This window comes from Micromonospora globbae (assembly GCF_036184225.1).
GTDB classification, from domain to species: Bacteria; Actinomycetota; Actinomycetes; order Mycobacteriales; family Micromonosporaceae; genus Micromonospora; species Micromonospora globbae.
Genome location: NZ_CP108084.1, coordinates 1404331 through 1421999 on the forward strand (window position 1 = coordinate 1404331; position 17669 = coordinate 1421999).

The following is a 17669-nucleotide window of genomic DNA, read 5'->3' on the forward strand; positions in this document are numbered from 1 at the left end:
CCGCCGGTCGGCCGCCACGTGCCGCCGCCCGCCGTGCCGCCGCGCGCCGCCGGTCAGCCGCCGGGCCGCCGCCCACGGGTCGCCGCCGCCGTGGTGCCGCCGCCCGCCGTGCCGGCGTTCAGGCGCTGTCGCGGGCCACCAGCGCGGACGGGAAGAACGTCGCCGGCGGGACCGGACGCCGGTCGAGCACCGCCTGCGCGGCCGCGGTGGCGATCCGCCCGACGGGGTGGCTCGCCGTGGTCAACGCGGGGGTGCTCAGCTCGGCGAGCGGGATGTCGTCGAACCCGGCCACCGCCACGTCGCCCGGCACCAGCACACCACGCCGGCGCAGGCCGGCGATCACACCGAGCGCCGTGGGGTCGCTCGCCGCGAAGATGGCGTCCGTGTCGGGCCAGCGCTCCATCACCTCGACGGCGGCCGCCCGCCCCCGTGCCGGTGTGAAGTCGCCGCGCACCAGGCGCACCGGCAGCCCCGCCTCCCGGACCATCTGCCGGTAGGCGCGCACGGACCGCCCCGCGCACATCAGCCAGCGGGGACCGGTCACCATGGCGATGCGGCGCCGGCCAGTGGCGTAGAGGTGGTGCAGCACCGCCGTCGTGCCGCCGCCGTTGTCGACGTCGAACGCGGGGACGGTGCGCGAGCCGATGCCGATCGAGGCGACCCGCCCGCGCAGCGACCGGGGCACCGCGTCGAGCACCGACCCGGTGGTGTTGACCAGGACGATCCCGCAGACGCCCCGGTCGTACGCGAGCTCGCGCAGCGCCTGCGGGGCGCTGCGTGGCAGCCAGTGCAGGCTCACCCCGATCCCGTGCGGGGTGCCGACCTGGGCGGCGGCGGCCACCACCCGGGCCACGTACGGGTCCTCGAGGACGGCCGACGTGGTGCCGGTGACCGCCACGGCGAGCCGGACGCCCGCACCGCGGACCAGCGCCCGGGCGGCCGCGTTCGGCACGTAGCCGAGCCGGTCGGCGGCGGCGGCGACCCGGTCGCGGGCCTCCGGCGACGCGGCGCCCGTGCCGGCGATCACGCGGGACGCGGTCGAGCGGGACACGCCGGCGGCCCGGGCGACATCCTCCAGGGTTGCGGGTCGTGCGGCCGCGGTCGTCATCTCGTCCTCCCAGGTGGTGCGGGTACTCTCGGGCATCATCCCTCCCGGGTGTGACGAGCGGTACCTCCGTAACCAGCTTGAGGTGAGAGCGCTCTCAGGTGTCGGATCGGGGTGACCGGAAAGACCCCAGGAAGGAACCCGCACCCCGTGAGCCCCGCCACCGCGCCATCCGTCGACGCGACCGCACCGGCCGTATCCCGAGCGGTGCGGTCCGCCCGCAACGGCGTCGCCGTCGTCTTCGCCCTCAACGGGCTCGCCGTGGCGACCTGGTTCTCCCGGGTTCCCGCCGCCCGCGAGGCGCTCGGGCTCAGCGCCGGGCAGCTCGGGCTGCTCCTGCTGGCCGTCTCGGCCGGCTCGCTGCTCGCCATGCCCACCGCCGGGCTGGTCAGCCAGCGGCTCGGCGCGGCGCGCACCGTCCGCCTCTCGACCGCGGTGGTCGCCGTGGGCCTCACCGGGGCGGGGCTGGCCACCGGCCTCACGCACTCGCCGATCGCCGTCGCCCTCGGCCTGTTCGCCTTCGGCTACGGCTCCGGCACCTGCGACGTGGCCATGAACGTCGAGGGGGCGACGGTCGAGCGGCGCCTGGGGCGTACGGTCATGCCCCGCTTCCACGCGGCCTGGAGCCTCGGCTCGGTGGCCGGCGCCGGCCTGGGCGCCGGGGCCGCCCGGCTCGACGTCCCGGTCGCCGCCCACCTGGCCGCCGTCGCCGTGGTGGTGCTGGGCGGCACCCTGCTGGGCGCCCGGCTGTTCCTGCCGCCCGCCGTGGCCGGCGCCGACGCGCCGGCGCAGTCGAACGCGGCCCGGCGCCGGGCCCTGCTCGCGGCGTGGCGGGAGCCGCGGACCCTGCTGGTCGGCCTCGTGGTGCTGGTCATGGCGTTCACCGAGGGCAGCGCCAACGACTGGCTCGCGGTGGCCTTCGTCGACGGTCACGACCTGAGCGAGGCGGCCGGCGCGGCGGTGTTCGGCGTCTTCGTGGCCGGCATGACGCTGGGGCGTACGGCCGGCACGGTCGCCATCGACCGGTGGGGCCGGGTGCCGGTGCTGATCGGCACCATCCTGCTCGCCGCGGTCGGCGCCGCGCTGGCGATCCTGGCCAGCTCGGGACCGGTGGCGGTCGCCGGGGTCGCGCTCTGGGGCATCGGGGCGTCGCTCGGCTTCCCGGTCGGCATGAGCGCCGCCGCGGACGAGGAGGAGAAGGCGGCCGTACGGGTCAGCGTCGTGGCCGTGATCGGCTACACCGCGTTCCTCGCCGGCCCGCCGCTGCTCGGCCTGCTCGGTGACCGGGTGGGCATCCTGCACGCCCTGCTCGTGGTGCCGCTGCTGCTCGTGCCGACGCTGGCGCTCGTGCCGGTGATGCGCGAACCTCGGTCGAGCGACCGGCCCTGACGCGGTCCGGTCCCGCGGCGCATCATCAAAGCTAGTGGAGATCGGGAGCCAGCGGTATCGGGTGCGCGGCCGACTGCGCCGCGTCCCGCCGCTGGCTAGGTTCGCCGGGTGCCTACCGAAGAGATCACCGCAGCGGCCGCCGGAACCTGGGTGCTGGGAGACCGCACCGTCAACCGGATGGGGTTCGGCTCGATGCGGATCACCGCCGACCCGGACCGGGACCGCGCCCTCACCGTGCTGCGCCGCGCGGTCGAGCTGGGCGTCAACCACATCGACACCGCCGCCTTCTACGTCTCACCCGGCGGAACCCTGCGGGTCGGCACCGGCCCCGCCCGCTACGCCACCGAGCTGATCCGCGCGGCCCTCGCCCCGTACCCGGCGGACCTGGTGATCGCCACCAAGGTCGGTCCCGGGTACGACCCGCGCGACGGCTTCACCGAGGCACTCACCCCGGCCCAGCTCCGCGCCCAGGTCGAGGAGAACCTGCGCCGGCTCGGGCGCGACCACCTCGACCTCGTGAACCTGCGGCTCTACCGGCGGCCCTCCGCGGTGCCGCTCGCCGAGCGGTTCGGCGCCCTCGCCGACCTGCGCGCCGCCGGGCTGATCCGCCACCTCGGGCTCTCCAACGCCCGCCCCGAGCACCTCGACGAGGTACGCGACATCGCGCCCGTGGTGTGCGTGCAGAACGCGTACGGGGTCGACGCGTACCGGGAGGACGACGAGTTCGTCCGGCTCTGCGGCGCGCGCCGGATCGCGTATGTGCCGTTCTTCGCGCTGGCCGGCACGCGGCGGGAGGCCGGAGCGACGGCCGAGCGGAACGAGGCCCTGCTCGCCGTGGCCCGTGCCCACGACGCGACCCCGCACCAGGTGCGGCTGGCCTGGACGCTGCACCAGGGCCCGCACGTGCTCGCCATCCCGGGCACGGGCGACCCGGAGCACCTGGTGGCGAACATCGCCGCCGCCGGGCTGCGGCTCACACCCGAGGACCTGGCCCGGCTGGGCTGACCCCCGGGCGGGGCGGGGACGACGCCGCCCGGCTCGGCTTCCGTCGGGCCGGGCTCGGCTTCCGTCGGGCCGGGCCGGGCCCCCGCCGGGCCGGGCCTCCGCCGGGCCGGGCCGTCCATCGGGCCGGGCCGGGACCGTCGGTGTCGTGCGGCAGGGTCAGTCGCGTACCCACACCCGCAGCGGTCCGCCGGTCGTGAAGCCCGCCCGCACGGCGGCGGTGAGGTCGTCGCCGGACTCGTACCCGACGAGCGGTTCCCCGGGCCGGGCGGCGTGGACCGCGGCCCAGACGTCGGCCGCGTCGGCGCCGCTGGCGAAGACGTTCGAGACGCCGGTCACCGGGCCGCTGCGGTTGAGCACCGCCCCGCCCGCCACGGCGCCACCGGCCGTCCACGCGGCGAGCACGGTCACCCGCGGGTCGCCCAGCAGCGCCGGGCGGAACAGCTCACCCCCGCCGTGCGCCGCGGCCCACACGGCCAACCGGTCGGGGGTGGTCACGGGAGCCAGCGGTGGACGCCCGTCCGCCGCGCCGGACGGTGGCGCGGGGGCGGCCACCGGCGGGCGGTGGATCCACCGGGCCGTGAAGAGCACCCGGAAGCCGTACGGCCGCAGGTCGAGGTCGGTGAAGCTGTCCTTCACCGACGCGCCGGGGCCCGCGTCGATCCGGTCGAGCACCGCCTCGGCGGCGACGCCGGGACGCAGCGTGACGGCGTCCGGGTACCAGGGCGGGGAGCGGCGCGGCACCGACCAGGCGTCCGCGTCGAACCGGCCGACCAGGCCGTGGCTCGCGCAGACGATGTCGCACCACTCGGCGTTGTTCCGCGCCGCCGCCGGATCCCCGAGCACGGCCCGAGCCTAGCCCCGGCACGGCCTCCGGCGACGGTCAGGTCGTTCCCACCCGGCTCGCAGCCGATTGCCAGGAAACGGTGCTGCACTGGGAGGCACGCCGAGGGAGAGGAGCCGGGAATGGGCTGGTTCAACCGGCGGTCCCGCGCCGACGGGACCCCGACGAAGCTGGACCGGGAGGCGACCCGGGACGACCTGGCCGCGCTGGAGGCGTTCGTCACGAGCCGGCACGGCGTCGAGTTCTACCTGGAACCGGAGACCACGGCGACGGACACGACCGTCGTGGCGATCGCGCACGACGGGGAGTGGATCCGCCGCCGCACCGGCTCGCCCCGGGCCGCGGCCGCCATCGCGCGCCGGCACGCCGTCCCGCTGTACGAGGCCGCCCGTACCGGCTACCCGGAGCGGATGCGGGCCTGGAACCGGGCCCACCCGGAGCGACGCGCCCACTGAGGCCGCGGGCCGCCCGGCCGCGTCGCGCCGTGCCACGCCCGCCGACGCCGCGAGCCGGCCGCGTCGGGACGCGCCTGGCGACGCCGCGGGCCGTCCGGCCGCGTCACGCCCGCCGAGCGCCCCGGGCGTCGCGCCCGTCGCCGGTCAGGCCCCGTCGACCTGCGCCCGCGCCTGCGCGCGCGTCATCGGCTCGGCGTGGCTGGAGACGTACCAGTCGTAGTGGTCGTCGAGCAGCCGACGGACCAGGGCCAGGTCGGGGCCGTCGTCGGGCTCGCGCAGGTGGGCCGGCGGCGGGTAGAAGCAGTCGCCCAGCAGCATGACGCCGGAGTCCGGCACCAGCACCACCGTCGAGTCGGGCGCGTGCGCGCCGCCGACGTGCCGCAGGCGCACGCCCACCGGCAGGTCGTCCTCGTCGGTGAAGGTACGCGTCGGCGGCAGCACCGCGAAGTCGTCCCACGAGTCGACGGCCAGGGCCCGCGCCCGGAAGCTCGGGGCGAGCCGGGGGTTGGCTCGCACCTGCTCGCGCAGGTAGCGGTGGCTCCACGGCCGGGCCGCCTCTTCCCGCAGCAGCTCCCGCCCGCTGACGTGCCCGACGATCTCCACGCCCGGCCACACGCACGCGCCCCAGACGTGGTCCCAGTGGTGGTGGGTGTAGACCAGCCATCGCGGCTCCGGCAGCCCCGCCGCGTGCAGCGCGGCGCGGATCTCGCGGGCGTGCGCGGGGCTCTGCCCCGCGTCGACGAGCACGCTGCCGCGGTCGTCGGCCACGAGGGCGACACCCGCCTGCACGGCGAGCGGGTCGGGATCGCCGGGGTAGAGCCAGACCCGCCCGGCGAGCCGGTGGAACCGCATGACGACCTCACCCCGCCGACGACGTTCCCGCGCTGTGCCCGTCGATCCTAGGCGTCGCGCCGGCCGTGCCGCGCATCGCGCCCCCGTCGACCGTGCCGCGCATCGCGCCCGCGGTGCCGTACGCCGCGCCGGACGCGCCGTCGCGTGGGCCGCGCCGGCCGCGCCGACGGCGCCGTGGACCGGCGGCGCCGTACGCCGCACCGACGCGTCGCGGACCGGCGGCGCCGTACGTCGTACCGGCCGCGCGTGGCCGATCCCGCCGGCGTACGCCCTCCACAGTGGCTGGTCGCGCCGCTGCCGGCGGCTCGGTGCCGCGTTGACCCGGGGTCCGGCCGTGTGGCAGCATTCGCGGCCTGACGGCAGTGAAGGAAGCCGGTGCGATTCCGGCGCGGTCCCGCCACTGTCACCGGGGAGTGATCCCCCCTCGCGAGTCACGGCCGTGCGTGCGCGGTTGGAAGGCCGGGGGTGAGCGTCGATCCGGGAGCCAGGATACTTCGGCCGTCGGGAGTGACCCCAGGGCGTGGACACCCGAGGAGGACCCGATGACGCACCGCGTCCACCGCGCCGGCGGCGATCGCCGCGACCGGCCCGCAGCGGGAGGCGCGTTCGCGCCCCACCGCACCCGACCCACCGGCGTCCCCGCCCCGACCGACGGCGGCACGCGCGCCGCCCCGGGCACCCGCACCCTCCCGAGCGGCGGCACCCGCCCCCTCCCGGGCACCGGCATCCCCGCCGTCCCGGTCGGCGGCACCCGCCCCCTCCCGAGCGGCGGCACGTCGCTCGTCCCCACCGCGCCCCACCGTTCGGCCGGTCGGCCGTCGACGCCGCGCGGAAGCCACCCCACCCCCTGACCCCACCCCGCGCCACCGGCCGGCGGTGAACCCCGGCGGCCTCCCGCGCTGTCCCACCCGCTCCGCCCGCTCGTCCCGTACGGCGGTCGGGCGTCACTCTCCGGAGCCACCCGTGCGCATCCTGCTGCTGTCCACCTCCGACACCGACCTGCTGGCCGCCCGCGCCAGCGGCGCCGACTACCGGCTGGCCAACCCGGCCCGGGTCGACGCCGAGGCCGTTCCCGCGCTGCTCGACGGCGTCGCCGTGGCCGTCGTACGGCTGCTGGGCGGCCGACCGGCGTGGCCGGACGGGCTGGCCGCGGTGCTCGCCTCGGGCGTGCCGACGGTCGTGCTGAGCGGGGAGCCGGCGCCGGACGCGGAGCTGATGGCGGCCTCCACGGTGCCCGTGGGTGTGGCCACGCAGGCGCTCGCGTACCTCGTCGAGGGCGGCCCGGAGAACCTGGCCCAGTTGGCGCGCTTCCTCTCCGACACCGTGCTGCTCACCGGTGAGGGATTCGCGCCGCCGGCGTCCACCCCGGCGTACGGCGTGTACGGCGACCGGACGGCGCGCGCCGACCGGCCGACGATCGGGATCGTCTTCTACCGGGCGCACGCGCTGGCCGGCAACACGGCCTTCGTGGACACCCTCGCCGACGCCGTCGAGGCGGCCGGCGGAAACCCGCTGCCCGTCTACTGTGGGTCGCTGCGCGGGCTGGCCGCCGACGCCGGACCCATGGCGCTGCTCTCCCGGTGCGACGCGCTGCTGGTCACCGTGCTCGCGGCCGGAGGGGCGGTGGCCGCCGACGCCTCCGCGGGCGGCGACGAGGACGCCTGGGACGTCGGCGCGCTGGCCTCGCTCGACGTACCCGTCGTCCAGGCGCTCTGCCTGACCAGCACCCGCGAGCAGTGGGCCGGGTCCGACGCCGGCCTGACCCCGCTGGACGCCGTCATGCAGGTCGCCGTCCCCGAGTTCGACGGGCGCGTCATCACCGTGCCGTTCTCGTTCAAGCGGATCGACGGCGACGGCCTGTCCGTGTACGCGGCCGACCCCGAACGCGCCGCCCGCGTCGCCGGGATCGCCGTACGCCAGGCCCGGCTGCGGCGGCTGCCGAACGCGGACAAGCGCCTCGCGATCGTCCTCAGCTCGTACCCGACGAAGCACTCCCGGGTCGGCAACGCGGTCGGCCTGGACACCCCCGCGTCCGCGGTGCGGCTGCTGCGCGCACTCGCCGACGCCGGCTACGACCTGGGGGACGCGCCGCCGCCCGACGACGGCGACGCGCTGATCCACGCCCTCATCGCGGCCGGCGGCCACGACGTCGAGTGGCTCACCCCCGAGCAGCTCGCCGCCGCCGAGGCCCGGGTGCCCGGCGAGGTGTACCGGCGCTGGTTCGCGCAGGTCCCCGCGCCGCTGCGGGAACGGATGCGCGCCCACTGGGGCGAACCGCCCGGCGACCTCTACACCGACGGCGGCGACATCGTGCTGGCCGGTCTGCGCTTCGGCAACGTGGTCCTGCTCATCCAGCCGCCGCGCGGCTTCGGCGAGAACCCGATCGCCATCTACCACGACCCCGACCTGCCGCCCAGCCACCACTACCTGGCCGCCTACCGCTGGCTGGCCGCGCCGCCGGCCGACGGCGGGTTCGGGGCCGACGCCGTGGTGCACCTCGGCAAGCACGGCACCCTCGAATGGCTGCCCGGCAAGGGCCTCGGGCTGGCCGCCGACTGCGCCCCGGACGCCGTCCTCGGTGACCTGCCGCTGGTCTACCCGTTCATCGTCAACGACCCCGGCGAGGGCACCCAGGCCAAGCGCCGCGCGCACGCCGTGGTCGTCGACCACCTGGTGCCGCCGATGGCCCGCGCCGAGACGTACGGGGACCTCGCGAAGCTGGAGCAGCTGCTCGACGAGTACGCCACCGTGCAGGCGCTCGACCCGGCGAAGGTGCCGACCGTGCAGGCGCAGATCTGGGAGCTGGTCCGGGCGGCCGAGCTGCACCACGACCTGCACACCGAGCGGATGCCCGCCGCCGAGGAGTTCGACGACTTCGTGCTGCACCTCGACGGGTACCTGTGCGAGGTCAAGGACGTGCAGATCCGCGACGGCCTGCACGTGCTGGCCGCCGCGCCAACCGGCGACGCCCGCGTCAACCTCGTCCTCGCCGTGCTGCGCGCCCCGCAGGTGTGGGGCGGCGCCCGCGCCCTGCCGGGGCTGCGGCAGGCGCTCGCGGCCGCGTACGGGCTGGACGAGGCCGCGCTGCTCGCGGCTCCCGGCGAGCGCGTCGCCGTCCCCGCGGCTCTGACCGACACCGTGGACGGCCCGTCCGCCACGGCGGCCGACACCGTCGACCTGATCGAGGCCCTCGCGCGCCGGCTCGTCGTCGCCATGGAGACCCTCGGCTGGGACGCCGGCAAGGCCGACGCGGTCGTCGCCGAGGTGACCGGGCGGGACCTGCCGGACGCCGCCGCGGTGCTGCGCTTCGCCGCCACCGAACTGGTGCCCCGGCTCGACGCGACCACCGACGAGCTGACGCACACCCTCGCCGCGCTGGACGGCCGCTTCGTGCCGCCCGGACCGTCCGGCTCGCCCACCCGGGGGCTCGTCAACGTCCTCCCCACCGGCCGGAACTTCTACTCGGTCGACCCGAAGGCCATTCCCAGCCGCAACGCCTGGGACGTGGGCGTGGCCCTGGCCGACTCGCTGCTGGCCCGGCACCTCGCCGACACCGGCGAATACCCGCGCTCGGTCGGGCTCACCGTCTGGGGCACCAGCGCCATGCGGACGCAGGGCGACGACATCGCCGAGATCCTCGCGCTGCTCGGCTGCCGCCCCACCTGGGACGACCGGTCCCGCCGCGTCACCGGCGTCGAGGTGGTGCCCCTCGCCGACCTGGGCCGCCCCCGCATCGACGTCACCGTGCGGATCTCCGGCTTCTTCCGCGACGCCTTCCCGCACGTGGTGGCGCTCCTCGACGACGCCGTACGCCGGGTCGCCGCCCTCGACGAGCCGCACGAGCACAACTACGTCCGCGCCCACGTGGCCGCCGACCTGGCCGAGCACGGCGACGAGCGGCGGGCCACCGCCCGCATCTTCGGCTCCAAACCCGGGGCGTACGGGGCCGGGCTGCTGCCGCTCATCGACGCCCGGAACTGGCGCAGCGACGCCGACCTGGCGCAGGTGTACGCGGTGTGGGGCGGCTACGCGTACGGCCGGGGGCTGGACGGCCGGGAGGCGCGGGCCGACATGGAGCGCTCCTTCGCCCGCATCGCGGTGGCCGTCAAGAACCAGGACACCCGCGAGCACGACATCGTCGACTCCGACGACTACTTCCAGTACCACGGCGGGATGGTGGCGATGGTCCGCCACCTCACCGGCGCCGCGCCCGCCGCGTACGTGGGCGACTCGGCCATGCCGCACGACGTGCGCACCCGCACGCTCGGCGAGGAGACCCGGCGGGTCTTCCGCGCCCGGGTCGTGAACCCGAAGTGGATCGCCGCGATGCGCCGGCACGGTTACAAGGGCGCGTTCGAGCTGGCCGCCACCGTGGACTACCTGTTCGGCTACGACGCCACCGCGGGCGTCGTGGACGACTGGATGTACGAGCGGCTCGCCGAGGCGTACGTCTTCGACCCGACCACCCAGGAGTTCCTCGCCGAGTCCAACCCGTGGGCGCTGCGGGGCATCACCGAACGGCTGCTGGAGGCGGCCGACCGGGGCCTGTGGGCCGAGCCGGAGCCGGACACGCTGGACCGGCTCCGCGAGACGTACCTGGCCAGCGAGGGTGACCTGGAGGACCGCGCGTGACCACGTTCCCGTTCTCCGCCGTGCTGGGCATGGACGACATGCGCCTGGCCCTGCTGCTGAACGCCGTGAGCCCGGCGATCGGCGGCGTGCTCGTCCGCGGCGAGAAGGGCACCGCCAAGTCGACGGCCGTCCGCGCGCTCGCCGCCCTGCTGCCCCCGGTCGACCAGGTGGCCGACTGCCGCTTCGCATGTGACCCGGCCGCGCCCGACCCGGGCTGCCCGGACGGCCCGCACCCGGCCGGCGCGCCCGTGCAGCGGCGGGCCGCCCGGCTGGTGGAGCTGCCGGTCGGCGCCGCCGAGGACCGGGTGGTCGGCGCGCTCGACCTGGAGAAGGCCCTCGGCGAGGGCGTACGCGCCTTCGAGCCGGGCCTGCTGGCCGCCGCGCACCGCGGCGTGCTCTACGTCGACGAGGTCAACCTGCTCCACGACCACCTCGTCGACCTGCTGCTCGACGCCGCCGCGATGGGCCGCAGCCACGTCGAGCGCGAGGGCGTCTCGGTCAGCCACGCGTCCCGGTTCCTGCTGGTCGGCACGATGAACCCGGAGGAGGGGGAGCTGCGGCCCCAACTGCTGGACCGGTTCGGGCTGACCGTCGAGGTGGGCGCCAGCCGCGACCCGGCGATCCGGGCCGAGGTGGTCCGCCGCCGCCTCGCCGCCGACGCCGACCCGGCCGGCTTCGCGGCCCGCTGGGCCGACGCCGAGGCGGAGGTCGCCGGGCGGGTGGCCGCCGCGCGGGCCCGGCTCGACGAGGTGGTGCTCCCGGACGCGGCGCTGCGGCAGATCGCCGAGGTCTGCGCCGCGTTCGACGTGGACGGGATGCGCGCCGACATCGTGACGGCGCGTACCGCGATGGCGCACGCCGCCTGGCACGGCCGGGACCGGGTGGGTGTCGAGGACGTCCGGGTGGCGGCCCGGTTGGCCCTGCCGCACCGGCGGCGCCGGGACCCGTTCGACACGCCGGGGCTGGACGAGAAGCGGCTCGACGAGGCCCTGGAGCGGGCCGGCGACGACCCCGACGACGACCCGCCGGGCGGCCCGTCCGGCGGCCCGGACGGCGGCGACCCGGACGGCGGTGGACCCGTCGGTGGCGGGCCCGGCGGCGTTGACGGTGGCGGGCCCGGCGGCGGCGCTGGCGGTGACCCACGCGGCGGCGGCCCGGACGGCGGTGACCCACGCGGCGGCGGCCCGGACGGCGGTGACCCACGCGGCGGTGATCGGCGCGGCGGTGATCCGCGCGGCGGTGGCGCGCCGCCGGCCGGGCGCGACGACGCCGGCCCGGACCGCGCCGACGCCGACCTCCGGCGCCGCCCCGACGGCGGGTCCGGCCCGGACGGACCGGCCCCGGGCGGGGACGCCGGAGCGGGCTCCGGGTCCGACCCGGCCGCCGGGAACGGGGCGGCGCGGGGCGCGCTGGGCGCCGGCGCGGGGATGCCCCGGCCGGGTTCCGTGGCCGTACCCGTCGGAGGGTTGCGGGCGCGGCTGCTCACCGCACCCGGCGTCGGCGACGGCGTGCCGGGCCGGCGCTCGCGGGCGCGTACCGGGCGGGGCCGCACCACGGGCGCCCGGCTGCCTGCCGGCCGTCCGGGCGCGCTGCACCTTCCGGCGACCCTGCGCGCCGCCGCGCCGCACCAGCTCGACCGGGGCCGGCGGGGTGGTCCGCTGCGCCTGCGGCCGGCCGACCTGCGCGAGGCGGTGCGCGAGGGCCGCGAGGGCAACCTGGTGCTGTTCGTGGTCGACGCGAGCGGGTCGATGGGGGCCCGGGAGCGGATGTCCGCCGTCAAGGGGGCGGTGCTCGCGCTGCTCACCGACGCGTACCAGCGGCGGGACAAGGTCGCGGTGGTCGCGTTCCGCGGGAGCGGCGCGCAGACCCTGCTGCCGGCCACCTCGTCGGTGCTCGCCGCCTCGGCCCGGCTGGCGGAGCTGCCCACCGGCGGCCGTACGCCGCTCGCCGAGGGACTGCTCGCCGCGGCGGAGCTGCTGCGGGTGGAGCGGCTGCGCGACCCGAGACGCCGCCCTCTGGTGCTCGTGCTCACCGATGGGCGGGCCACGGCCGGGGAACGTCCGCTGCTGCGCGCCGACCGGGCGGCGGCCGTGCTCGCCGCCACGGGCGCCCCGTGCGTCGTCGTGGACTGCGAGTCCGGCCCGGTCCGCCTCCACCTGGCCCAGCGCCTGGCCACCCACCTGCGCGCCCCCCTGACCCCCCTCAGTTCCCTGACCACCCCGACCCCCCACCCCACCGCCCCGCGATCTTGCACTTTCGGCCCCGACAAAACTGGTGAATCGGGGCGAACGAGGGGCGCAAATCGCAAGATCGCGGAGTTGGTCGAGGGCGTGACGACCCGAAGGAGCGTCGCCTGATGCCGCAGGGCAAGCCGTCCCACGTACCCGCCGACGGGCTCACCACCCGGCAGCGCCGCAACCGCCCGCTGCTCGTCGTCCACACCGGGCAGATGAAGGGCAAGTCGACGGCCGCCTTCGGCCTGGCGCTGCGGGCCTGGACCGCCGGGCTGCCGATCGGCGTCTTCCAGTTCGTCAAGAGCGCCAAGTGGCGGGTGGGGGAGGAGAACGCGTTCCGCGCGCTCGGCGAGGTCCACGAGCGCACCGGCCAGGGCGCCCCGGTGACGTGGCACAAGATGGGCGAGGGCTGGTCCTGGATCCAGCGGGGCGACCGCGCCGACCACGCCGCCGACGCCCTCGAGGGGTGGCGGCAGATCCAGCGCGACCTGGCCGCCCAGCGGTACGGGCTCTACGTGCTCGACGAGTTCACCTACCCGATGAAGTGGGGCTGGGTGGACGTCGAGGAGGTGGTCGAGACGCTCGCCGGCCGCCCCGGCTTCCAGCACGTGGTCATCACGGGCCGGGACGCCCACCCCCGCCTCGTCGAGGCGGCCGACCTCGTGGCCGAGCTCACCAAGATCAAGCACCCGATGGACGCCGGCCAGAAGGGGCAGAAGGGCATCGAGTGGTGACACCCGGGCCCGCCGACGTGCCGGCCGGGTCCGCCGACGTGCCGGCCGGGTCCGCCGACGTGCCGGCCGGGTCCGGGCCGCGCGCCCGGCCGTCCGGTGCGGCGCGCCGCCACCCGGGGGAGCCCACCCCGCCGTGGGCGCTGCCCCGCGTGGTGGTCGCCGCGCCGGCCAGCGGGCACGGCAAGACCACGGTGGCGACCGGCCTGCTGGCCGCGCTGCGCCGCCGCGGTCTCGCCGTGAGCCCGCACAAGGTCGGTCCCGACTACATCGACCCCGGCTACCACGCGCTCGCGGCCGGCCGTCCCGGCCGCAACCTCGATCCGTGGCTGGTCGGCGAGGAGCGGATCGCGCCGCTGCTGCGGCACGGGGCGCGCACCCCCGTCCCCGCCGACATAGCTGTCATCGAGGGCGTCATGGGGCTGCACGACGGGGCGGTCGGCCGCCGCGGGTACGCCTCCACCGCCCACGTCGCCCGGCTGGTCGACGCCCCGGTGCTGCTCGTGCTGGACACGACGGCCCAGGGCCGTTCGGCCGCCGCGACGGCGCTGGGCATGGCCGCCTTCGACCCGCGCGTCCGGCTCGGCGGCGTGATCCTCAACCGGGTCGGCTCGCCCCGGCACGAGCGCCTGCTGCGCGACGCGTTCGCCGAGGTGGGCGTGCCGGTCCTGGGGGCGCTCGCCCGGACCGCCGAGGTGGCCGCGCCGGCACGGCACCTCGGCCTCGTCCCGGTCGCGGAACGCGCGCCGGAATCCGTCGCCGTGGTCGACGCGCTCGCCGACCTCGTCGAGTCCACCGTCGACGTCGACGCGGTGCGCGACCTGGCGCGCACCGCACCGCCGCTCACCGCGCCGGCGTGGGAGCCGGTCACCGCCGTCGGCGGCCCCGCCGGCACCACCCGTCCGGTGGTCGCGGTCGCCGGCGGTCCGGCGTTCACCTTCGCGTACGCGGAGACCGCCGAACTGCTCACCGCCGCCGGCGCCCGCGTGGTCACCGTGGACCCGCTGCGCGACCCGGCGCTGCCCGCCGGCACCCGCGCCGTGGTGATCGGCGGCGGCTTCCCCGAGGCGTACGCCGAGCGGCTCGCCGCCAACACGGCGCTCCGCGCCGAGCTGGCCGGCTTCGGCGGCCCGGTGGTCGCCGAGTGCGCCGGCCTGCTCTACCTCGGCCGGTCCCTCGACGGTGTGCCCATGTGCGGCCGGCTGGACCTCGCCGCCCGGATGACCGGCACGCTCACCCTCGGCTACCGCGCGGCGGTCGCCGCCGCCGACTCGCCGCTCGCCGGCGCCGGCGACCCGGTACGCGGCCACGAGTTCCACCGCACCGTCACCGATCCCCGCCACGGCGACCGCCCGGCCTGGCGCTGGGACGGCGCCGCGCACGGCTTCGTCGACGGCCTCGTGCACGCCTCCTACCTGCACACGCACTGGGCGGGCCACCCCGGGGCCGCCCGGCGGCTGGTCGAGGCGGCGGCCCGCTGACCACGCCGCCCGTCCGGCGTTCCCCACCACCCCGAAGGAGTCCGATGAGTTCGACGACCCTCACCACCGCGCCGCCGGTCGGCCGGTGGAGCCGCGCCGAGCGGGTACGCCTCGGCGGCATCGTGCTCGCCGTCGCCGTGCTGCACGTCGCCGGCTGGAGCCTCTACCTGTACTGGAACAACCAGCCCGTGGCCGCCGGCGGGCTGGCCGGCGCGGGCACCCTCGCGTACGTGCTCGGGGTGCGGCACGCCTTCGACGCCGACCACATCGCGGCGATCGACGACACCACCCGGATCATGCTGCTGCGCGGCCGGCGGCCCGTCGGGGTCGGCTTCTTCTTCGCGCTCGGGCACAGCGCCGTGGTGCTGCTGCTGGCCCTCGTGGTCGGGCTCGCCTCGGCCAACCTCACCGGGCCCCGGCTGGCCGGCGTCCGGGAGGTCGGCGCGACCGTCGCGATCGTCACGGCGACCGCGTTCCTGGCGCTGGTGGCGCTGCTCAACGCGGCGGTCCTCGCCGGGCTGGCCCGGTTGTGGCGGCGGCTGCGCCACGGCGAGCTGGACGAGCGGGAACTCGACCTCCAGCTGCTCAACCGCGGCCTCGTGCAGCGGGTGCTCGGTTCCCGGGCCCGCTCGCTGGTGCGCTCCTCGTGGCACATGGCGCCGGTCGGGTTCCTCTTCGGCCTCGGCCTGGAGACCGCCAGCGAGGTCACGCTGCTCGCCCTGTCGGCCAGCACCGCCGCCGGCGGGGGCCTGCCGGTGCTGGCGCTGCTCACGCTGCCGCTGCTGTTCGCGGCCGGCATGTCCGCCATGGACACCGCCGACAGCCTGCTCATGAGCCGGGCGTACTCGTGGGCGTACCGGCACCCGGCCCGGCGGCTCTACTACAACCTGGCCACGACCGGCATGACCGTGCTCGTCGGCGGCGTGGTGGCCAGCGTCTACGGCGCCGGGCTGCTGGTCGAGCACCTGGACGTGCGGGTGCTCGCCGGGTACGCCGGTGTCGCCGACCACTTCGAGCAGCTCGGCTACGTGGTGGTGGGGCTCTTCGTGGTCTCGTGGGTCGGCGCGGTGGCGCTGTGGAAGCTGCGCGGCTACGACCGTCGCTACGGCGGGGGCGCCGCCGACTGAGGGTGTCGGCGAGGGGCCCAGCACAACGGATGGGCCCCGCTCGCCGCTCAGCCGGCGAGGGTCCGGGTGAGCGCGTAGCCGACGGTGGCCGCGGCCAGGCCGGCGGCGACGCTGCCCAGCACGTTCACGAGAGCGGGCAGTCGGCCGCCGGCCCGGGCCAGTTGCAGCGTCTCGTAGCTCAGCGTGGACCAGGTGGTGAGCGCGCCACAGAACCCGGTGCCGAGCAGCGCGCCGACGGCCGGGCCGGTCGGGAGCCCGGCCAGCGCGCCGAGCAGCAGCGAGCCGGCCACGTTGACGGTCAGCGTGCCCCAGGGGAAGGCCGAGCCGAACCGGGCCTGCACCGCACGGTCGGTGAGGTAGCGCAGCGGCGCGCCGACGGCCGCGCCCAGCGCGACGAGGAGCACGGTCACCGGGCACCCCGGGACAGCAGCCGTCCGGTGAGCGTGTCGCCGGTCCAGACGGCGAACAGCGCCCCCACGACGGTCGCCGCCAGGTAGGCCAGCGCGGTCGCGGGGGCGCCGGCGACGAGTGCCGCGTGCACGTCGACGGCGTACGTCGAGAACGTGGTGAAGCCGCCGAGCACGCCGACACCGAGGAACGGACGGGCCAGTGGCGGACCGCCGCCGGCCGCCCGCAGCACCGCCATGAGCACGCCGATGAGCAGGCACCCGCTCACGTTGACGCCGAAAGTCGCCCAGGCGAAGGTGGCCGGGCCGTGCGGGAAGGCGGCCTGGAGGCCGGCGCGCGCCAGCGCGCCGAGCACCCCGCCCGCGGCGATCGCGCCGAGCACGGCGGCCGGGTGCGCGGCGACCTCCCGGCGGTCACGCGGCACCCGCAGGTCGACGTCGGGGTCGACCCGCCGGCCCGCTCCGTCCGCCACCCGTACCCTCCCGGTCTCCGCCGCGACCGGCCCGCGGCGCGGTCCGCCCCGTGCCGTCGCGGCCGGTCGCCCTCGCCCGGGCCCGGGCCCGGGCCCGGGCCCGGGACCACCGTCCGCACGGCGGTGCGGGGTCGCGGGGTCAGGATAGGCCCGCGGCCGGCCGGGCCGGTCAGCGGACGGCGACGACCGCGGCGTCGGCGCCGCCGCGCCAGAGCGTGCCGACCTCGGTGTATCCGGCGTCGGTGAGGGCGGTCAGGTGCCAGGACGCCGGCGGGGTCCACTCCGGGCTGTGCCCGCTCGGGTAGATGGCGTGCCGGCGCTCGACCAGCGGGGCGAGGGCCGGGTCGGCGGCGGCCCGCTCCCACCACTGCGACCAGGACAGGGCCGCGCCGGCGGCGTACCGGGCCGTGCGGCGGGCCTCGGCGCGGGCCGCGAGCCGCTTGGTCAGCCCCGGCAGGGCGTCGTCGGGCATGTGGTCGGCGTTGACGAGGATGCCGCCCGGGCGCAGCACGTCACGGATCTCGGCGTAGAGGCGGGCGAGCCGGTCGGCCGGCAGCCAGTGCAGGGCGGTGGCGGTGAGGACGGCGTCGTACTCGCGGTGGGGGAGCCCGGCGACCCAGTCGGGACGGCCGAGGTCGGCGGTGACGACGGTGGCGCGACCGGCGAGGGACGCCTCGGCGATGGCGAGCAGGGCCGGGTCGAGGTCGAGCAGGGTCACGTCGGCGCCCGGGAAGCGGGCCAGGGTGCGCAGCGAGATGGTGCCGGTGCCGCCGGCGAGGTCGAGCAGGCGCGGGGGTGCGCCGTCGGTGGTCGCGTCGACCGCGTCGAGCATGGCGGCGAACCGGTGCTCCCGGTCCGGCAGGTACGCCTCCTGCTGCCGGTCCCAGCTCTCCTGCCAGGCGGACGCGTCGGTGATGTAAGGGCTCATGCCCCATGA

General features: G+C 77.3%; 13 protein-coding genes, 1 pseudogene and 1 riboswitch. Of the genes and pseudogenes, 8 read left to right on the top strand and 6 right to left on the bottom strand.

Annotated elements, in window-relative coordinates; genetic code table 11:
* Nucleotides 1-118: 118 nt before the first annotated feature.
* Nucleotides 119-1108, bottom strand: coding sequence for a LacI family DNA-binding transcriptional regulator (locus OG994_RS06210; RefSeq protein ID WP_328853675.1), 990 nt, complete (start codon nt 1106-1108; stop codon nt 119-121).
* A 147-nt stretch (nt 1109-1255) separates the two neighbouring features.
* On the opposite strand from OG994_RS06210, the gene OG994_RS06215 reads away from it, so the two are divergent.
* Both OG994_RS06215 and OG994_RS06220 read left to right on the top strand, forming a co-directional pair.
* A complete protein-coding gene (locus tag OG994_RS06215; RefSeq protein ID WP_328852502.1) occupies nt 1256-2494 on the top strand; it encodes an MFS transporter in 1239 nt (412 codons plus the stop codon).
* 108 nt (nt 2495-2602) lie between these two features.
* Nucleotides 2603-3499: an aldo/keto reductase gene (locus OG994_RS06220; RefSeq protein WP_328852503.1), complete on the top strand. Its 897-nt coding sequence runs from the start codon at nt 2603-2605 to the stop codon at nt 3497-3499.
* Nucleotides 3500-3655: 156 nt separating this feature from the next.
* On the opposite strand, the gene OG994_RS06225 is transcribed toward OG994_RS06220, so the two are convergent.
* Nucleotides 3656-4342 (bottom strand): hypothetical protein, encoded by a 687-nt coding sequence (locus OG994_RS06225; RefSeq protein ID WP_328852504.1) that lies wholly within the window; start codon nt 4340-4342, stop codon nt 3656-3658.
* A 120-nt stretch (nt 4343-4462) separates the two neighbouring features.
* Between OG994_RS06225 and OG994_RS06230 the strand changes: the two genes are divergently transcribed.
* Nucleotides 4463-4795 carry a hypothetical protein gene (locus OG994_RS06230; protein ID WP_120326744.1) on the top strand — a complete coding sequence of 111 codons (333 nt, stop codon included), beginning with the start codon at nt 4463-4465 and terminating at the stop codon, nt 4793-4795.
* 144 nt (nt 4796-4939) lie between these two features.
* Here OG994_RS06230 and OG994_RS06235 read toward each other — a convergent pair whose 3' ends face one another.
* A complete protein-coding gene (locus OG994_RS06235) occupies nt 4940-5647 on the bottom strand; it encodes an MBL fold metallo-hydrolase (protein ID WP_328852505.1) in 708 nt (235 codons plus the stop codon).
* Nucleotides 5648-6012: 365 nt separating this feature from the next.
* A riboswitch (cobalamin riboswitch) is annotated at nt 6013-6142 on the top strand.
* A 468-nt stretch (nt 6143-6610) separates the two neighbouring features.
* Here OG994_RS06235 and cobN point away from each other — a divergent pair.
* From cobN to OG994_RS06260, 5 genes and pseudogenes are all read left to right on the top strand, one after another.
* The gene (cobN, locus tag OG994_RS06240; protein ID WP_328852506.1) at nt 6611-10279 is read left to right on the top strand and encodes a cobaltochelatase subunit CobN; all 3669 of its coding nucleotides are present in this window, start codon (nt 6611-6613) and stop codon (nt 10277-10279) included.
* Between the two features lie 29 nt (nt 10280-10308).
* Nucleotides 10309-12498, top strand: a pseudogene (locus OG994_RS06245) (VWA domain-containing protein); the annotation flags it as partial.
* 137 nt (nt 12499-12635) lie between these two features.
* Nucleotides 12636-13247 carry a cob(I)yrinic acid a,c-diamide adenosyltransferase gene (cobO, locus tag OG994_RS06250; RefSeq protein ID WP_120326748.1) on the top strand — a complete coding sequence of 204 codons (612 nt, stop codon included), beginning with the start codon at nt 12636-12638 and terminating at the stop codon, nt 13245-13247.
* Between the two features lie 140 nt (nt 13248-13387).
* The gene (locus tag OG994_RS06255; RefSeq protein ID WP_240032789.1) at nt 13388-14725 is read left to right on the top strand and encodes a cobyrinate a,c-diamide synthase; all 1338 of its coding nucleotides are present in this window, start codon (nt 13388-13390) and stop codon (nt 14723-14725) included.
* A gap of 44 nt (nt 14726-14769) precedes the next feature.
* Nucleotides 14770-15852 (top strand): HoxN/HupN/NixA family nickel/cobalt transporter, encoded by a 1083-nt coding sequence (locus tag OG994_RS06260; protein ID WP_328852507.1) that lies wholly within the window; start codon nt 14770-14772, stop codon nt 15850-15852.
* A 47-nt stretch (nt 15853-15899) separates the two neighbouring features.
* On the opposite strand, the gene crcB is transcribed toward OG994_RS06260, so the two are convergent.
* The 3 genes from crcB to OG994_RS06275 all read right to left on the bottom strand — a co-directional run bounded on the left by crcB (nt 15900) and on the right by OG994_RS06275 (nt 17660).
* Nucleotides 15900-16262, bottom strand: a complete 363-nt coding sequence (crcB, locus tag OG994_RS06265; protein ID WP_328852508.1) for a fluoride efflux transporter CrcB — start codon at nt 16260-16262, stop codon at nt 15900-15902.
* Nucleotides 16259-16732, bottom strand: coding sequence for a FluC/FEX family fluoride channel (locus OG994_RS06270; RefSeq protein WP_328852509.1), 474 nt, complete (start codon nt 16730-16732; stop codon nt 16259-16261). The genes crcB and OG994_RS06270 overlap by 4 nt, the downstream gene beginning before the upstream one ends.
* A gap of 169 nt (nt 16733-16901) precedes the next feature.
* Nucleotides 16902-17660: a class I SAM-dependent methyltransferase gene (locus tag OG994_RS06275; protein ID WP_120326752.1), complete on the bottom strand. Its 759-nt coding sequence runs from the start codon at nt 17658-17660 to the stop codon at nt 16902-16904.
* Nucleotides 17661-17669 lie beyond the last annotated feature (9 nt).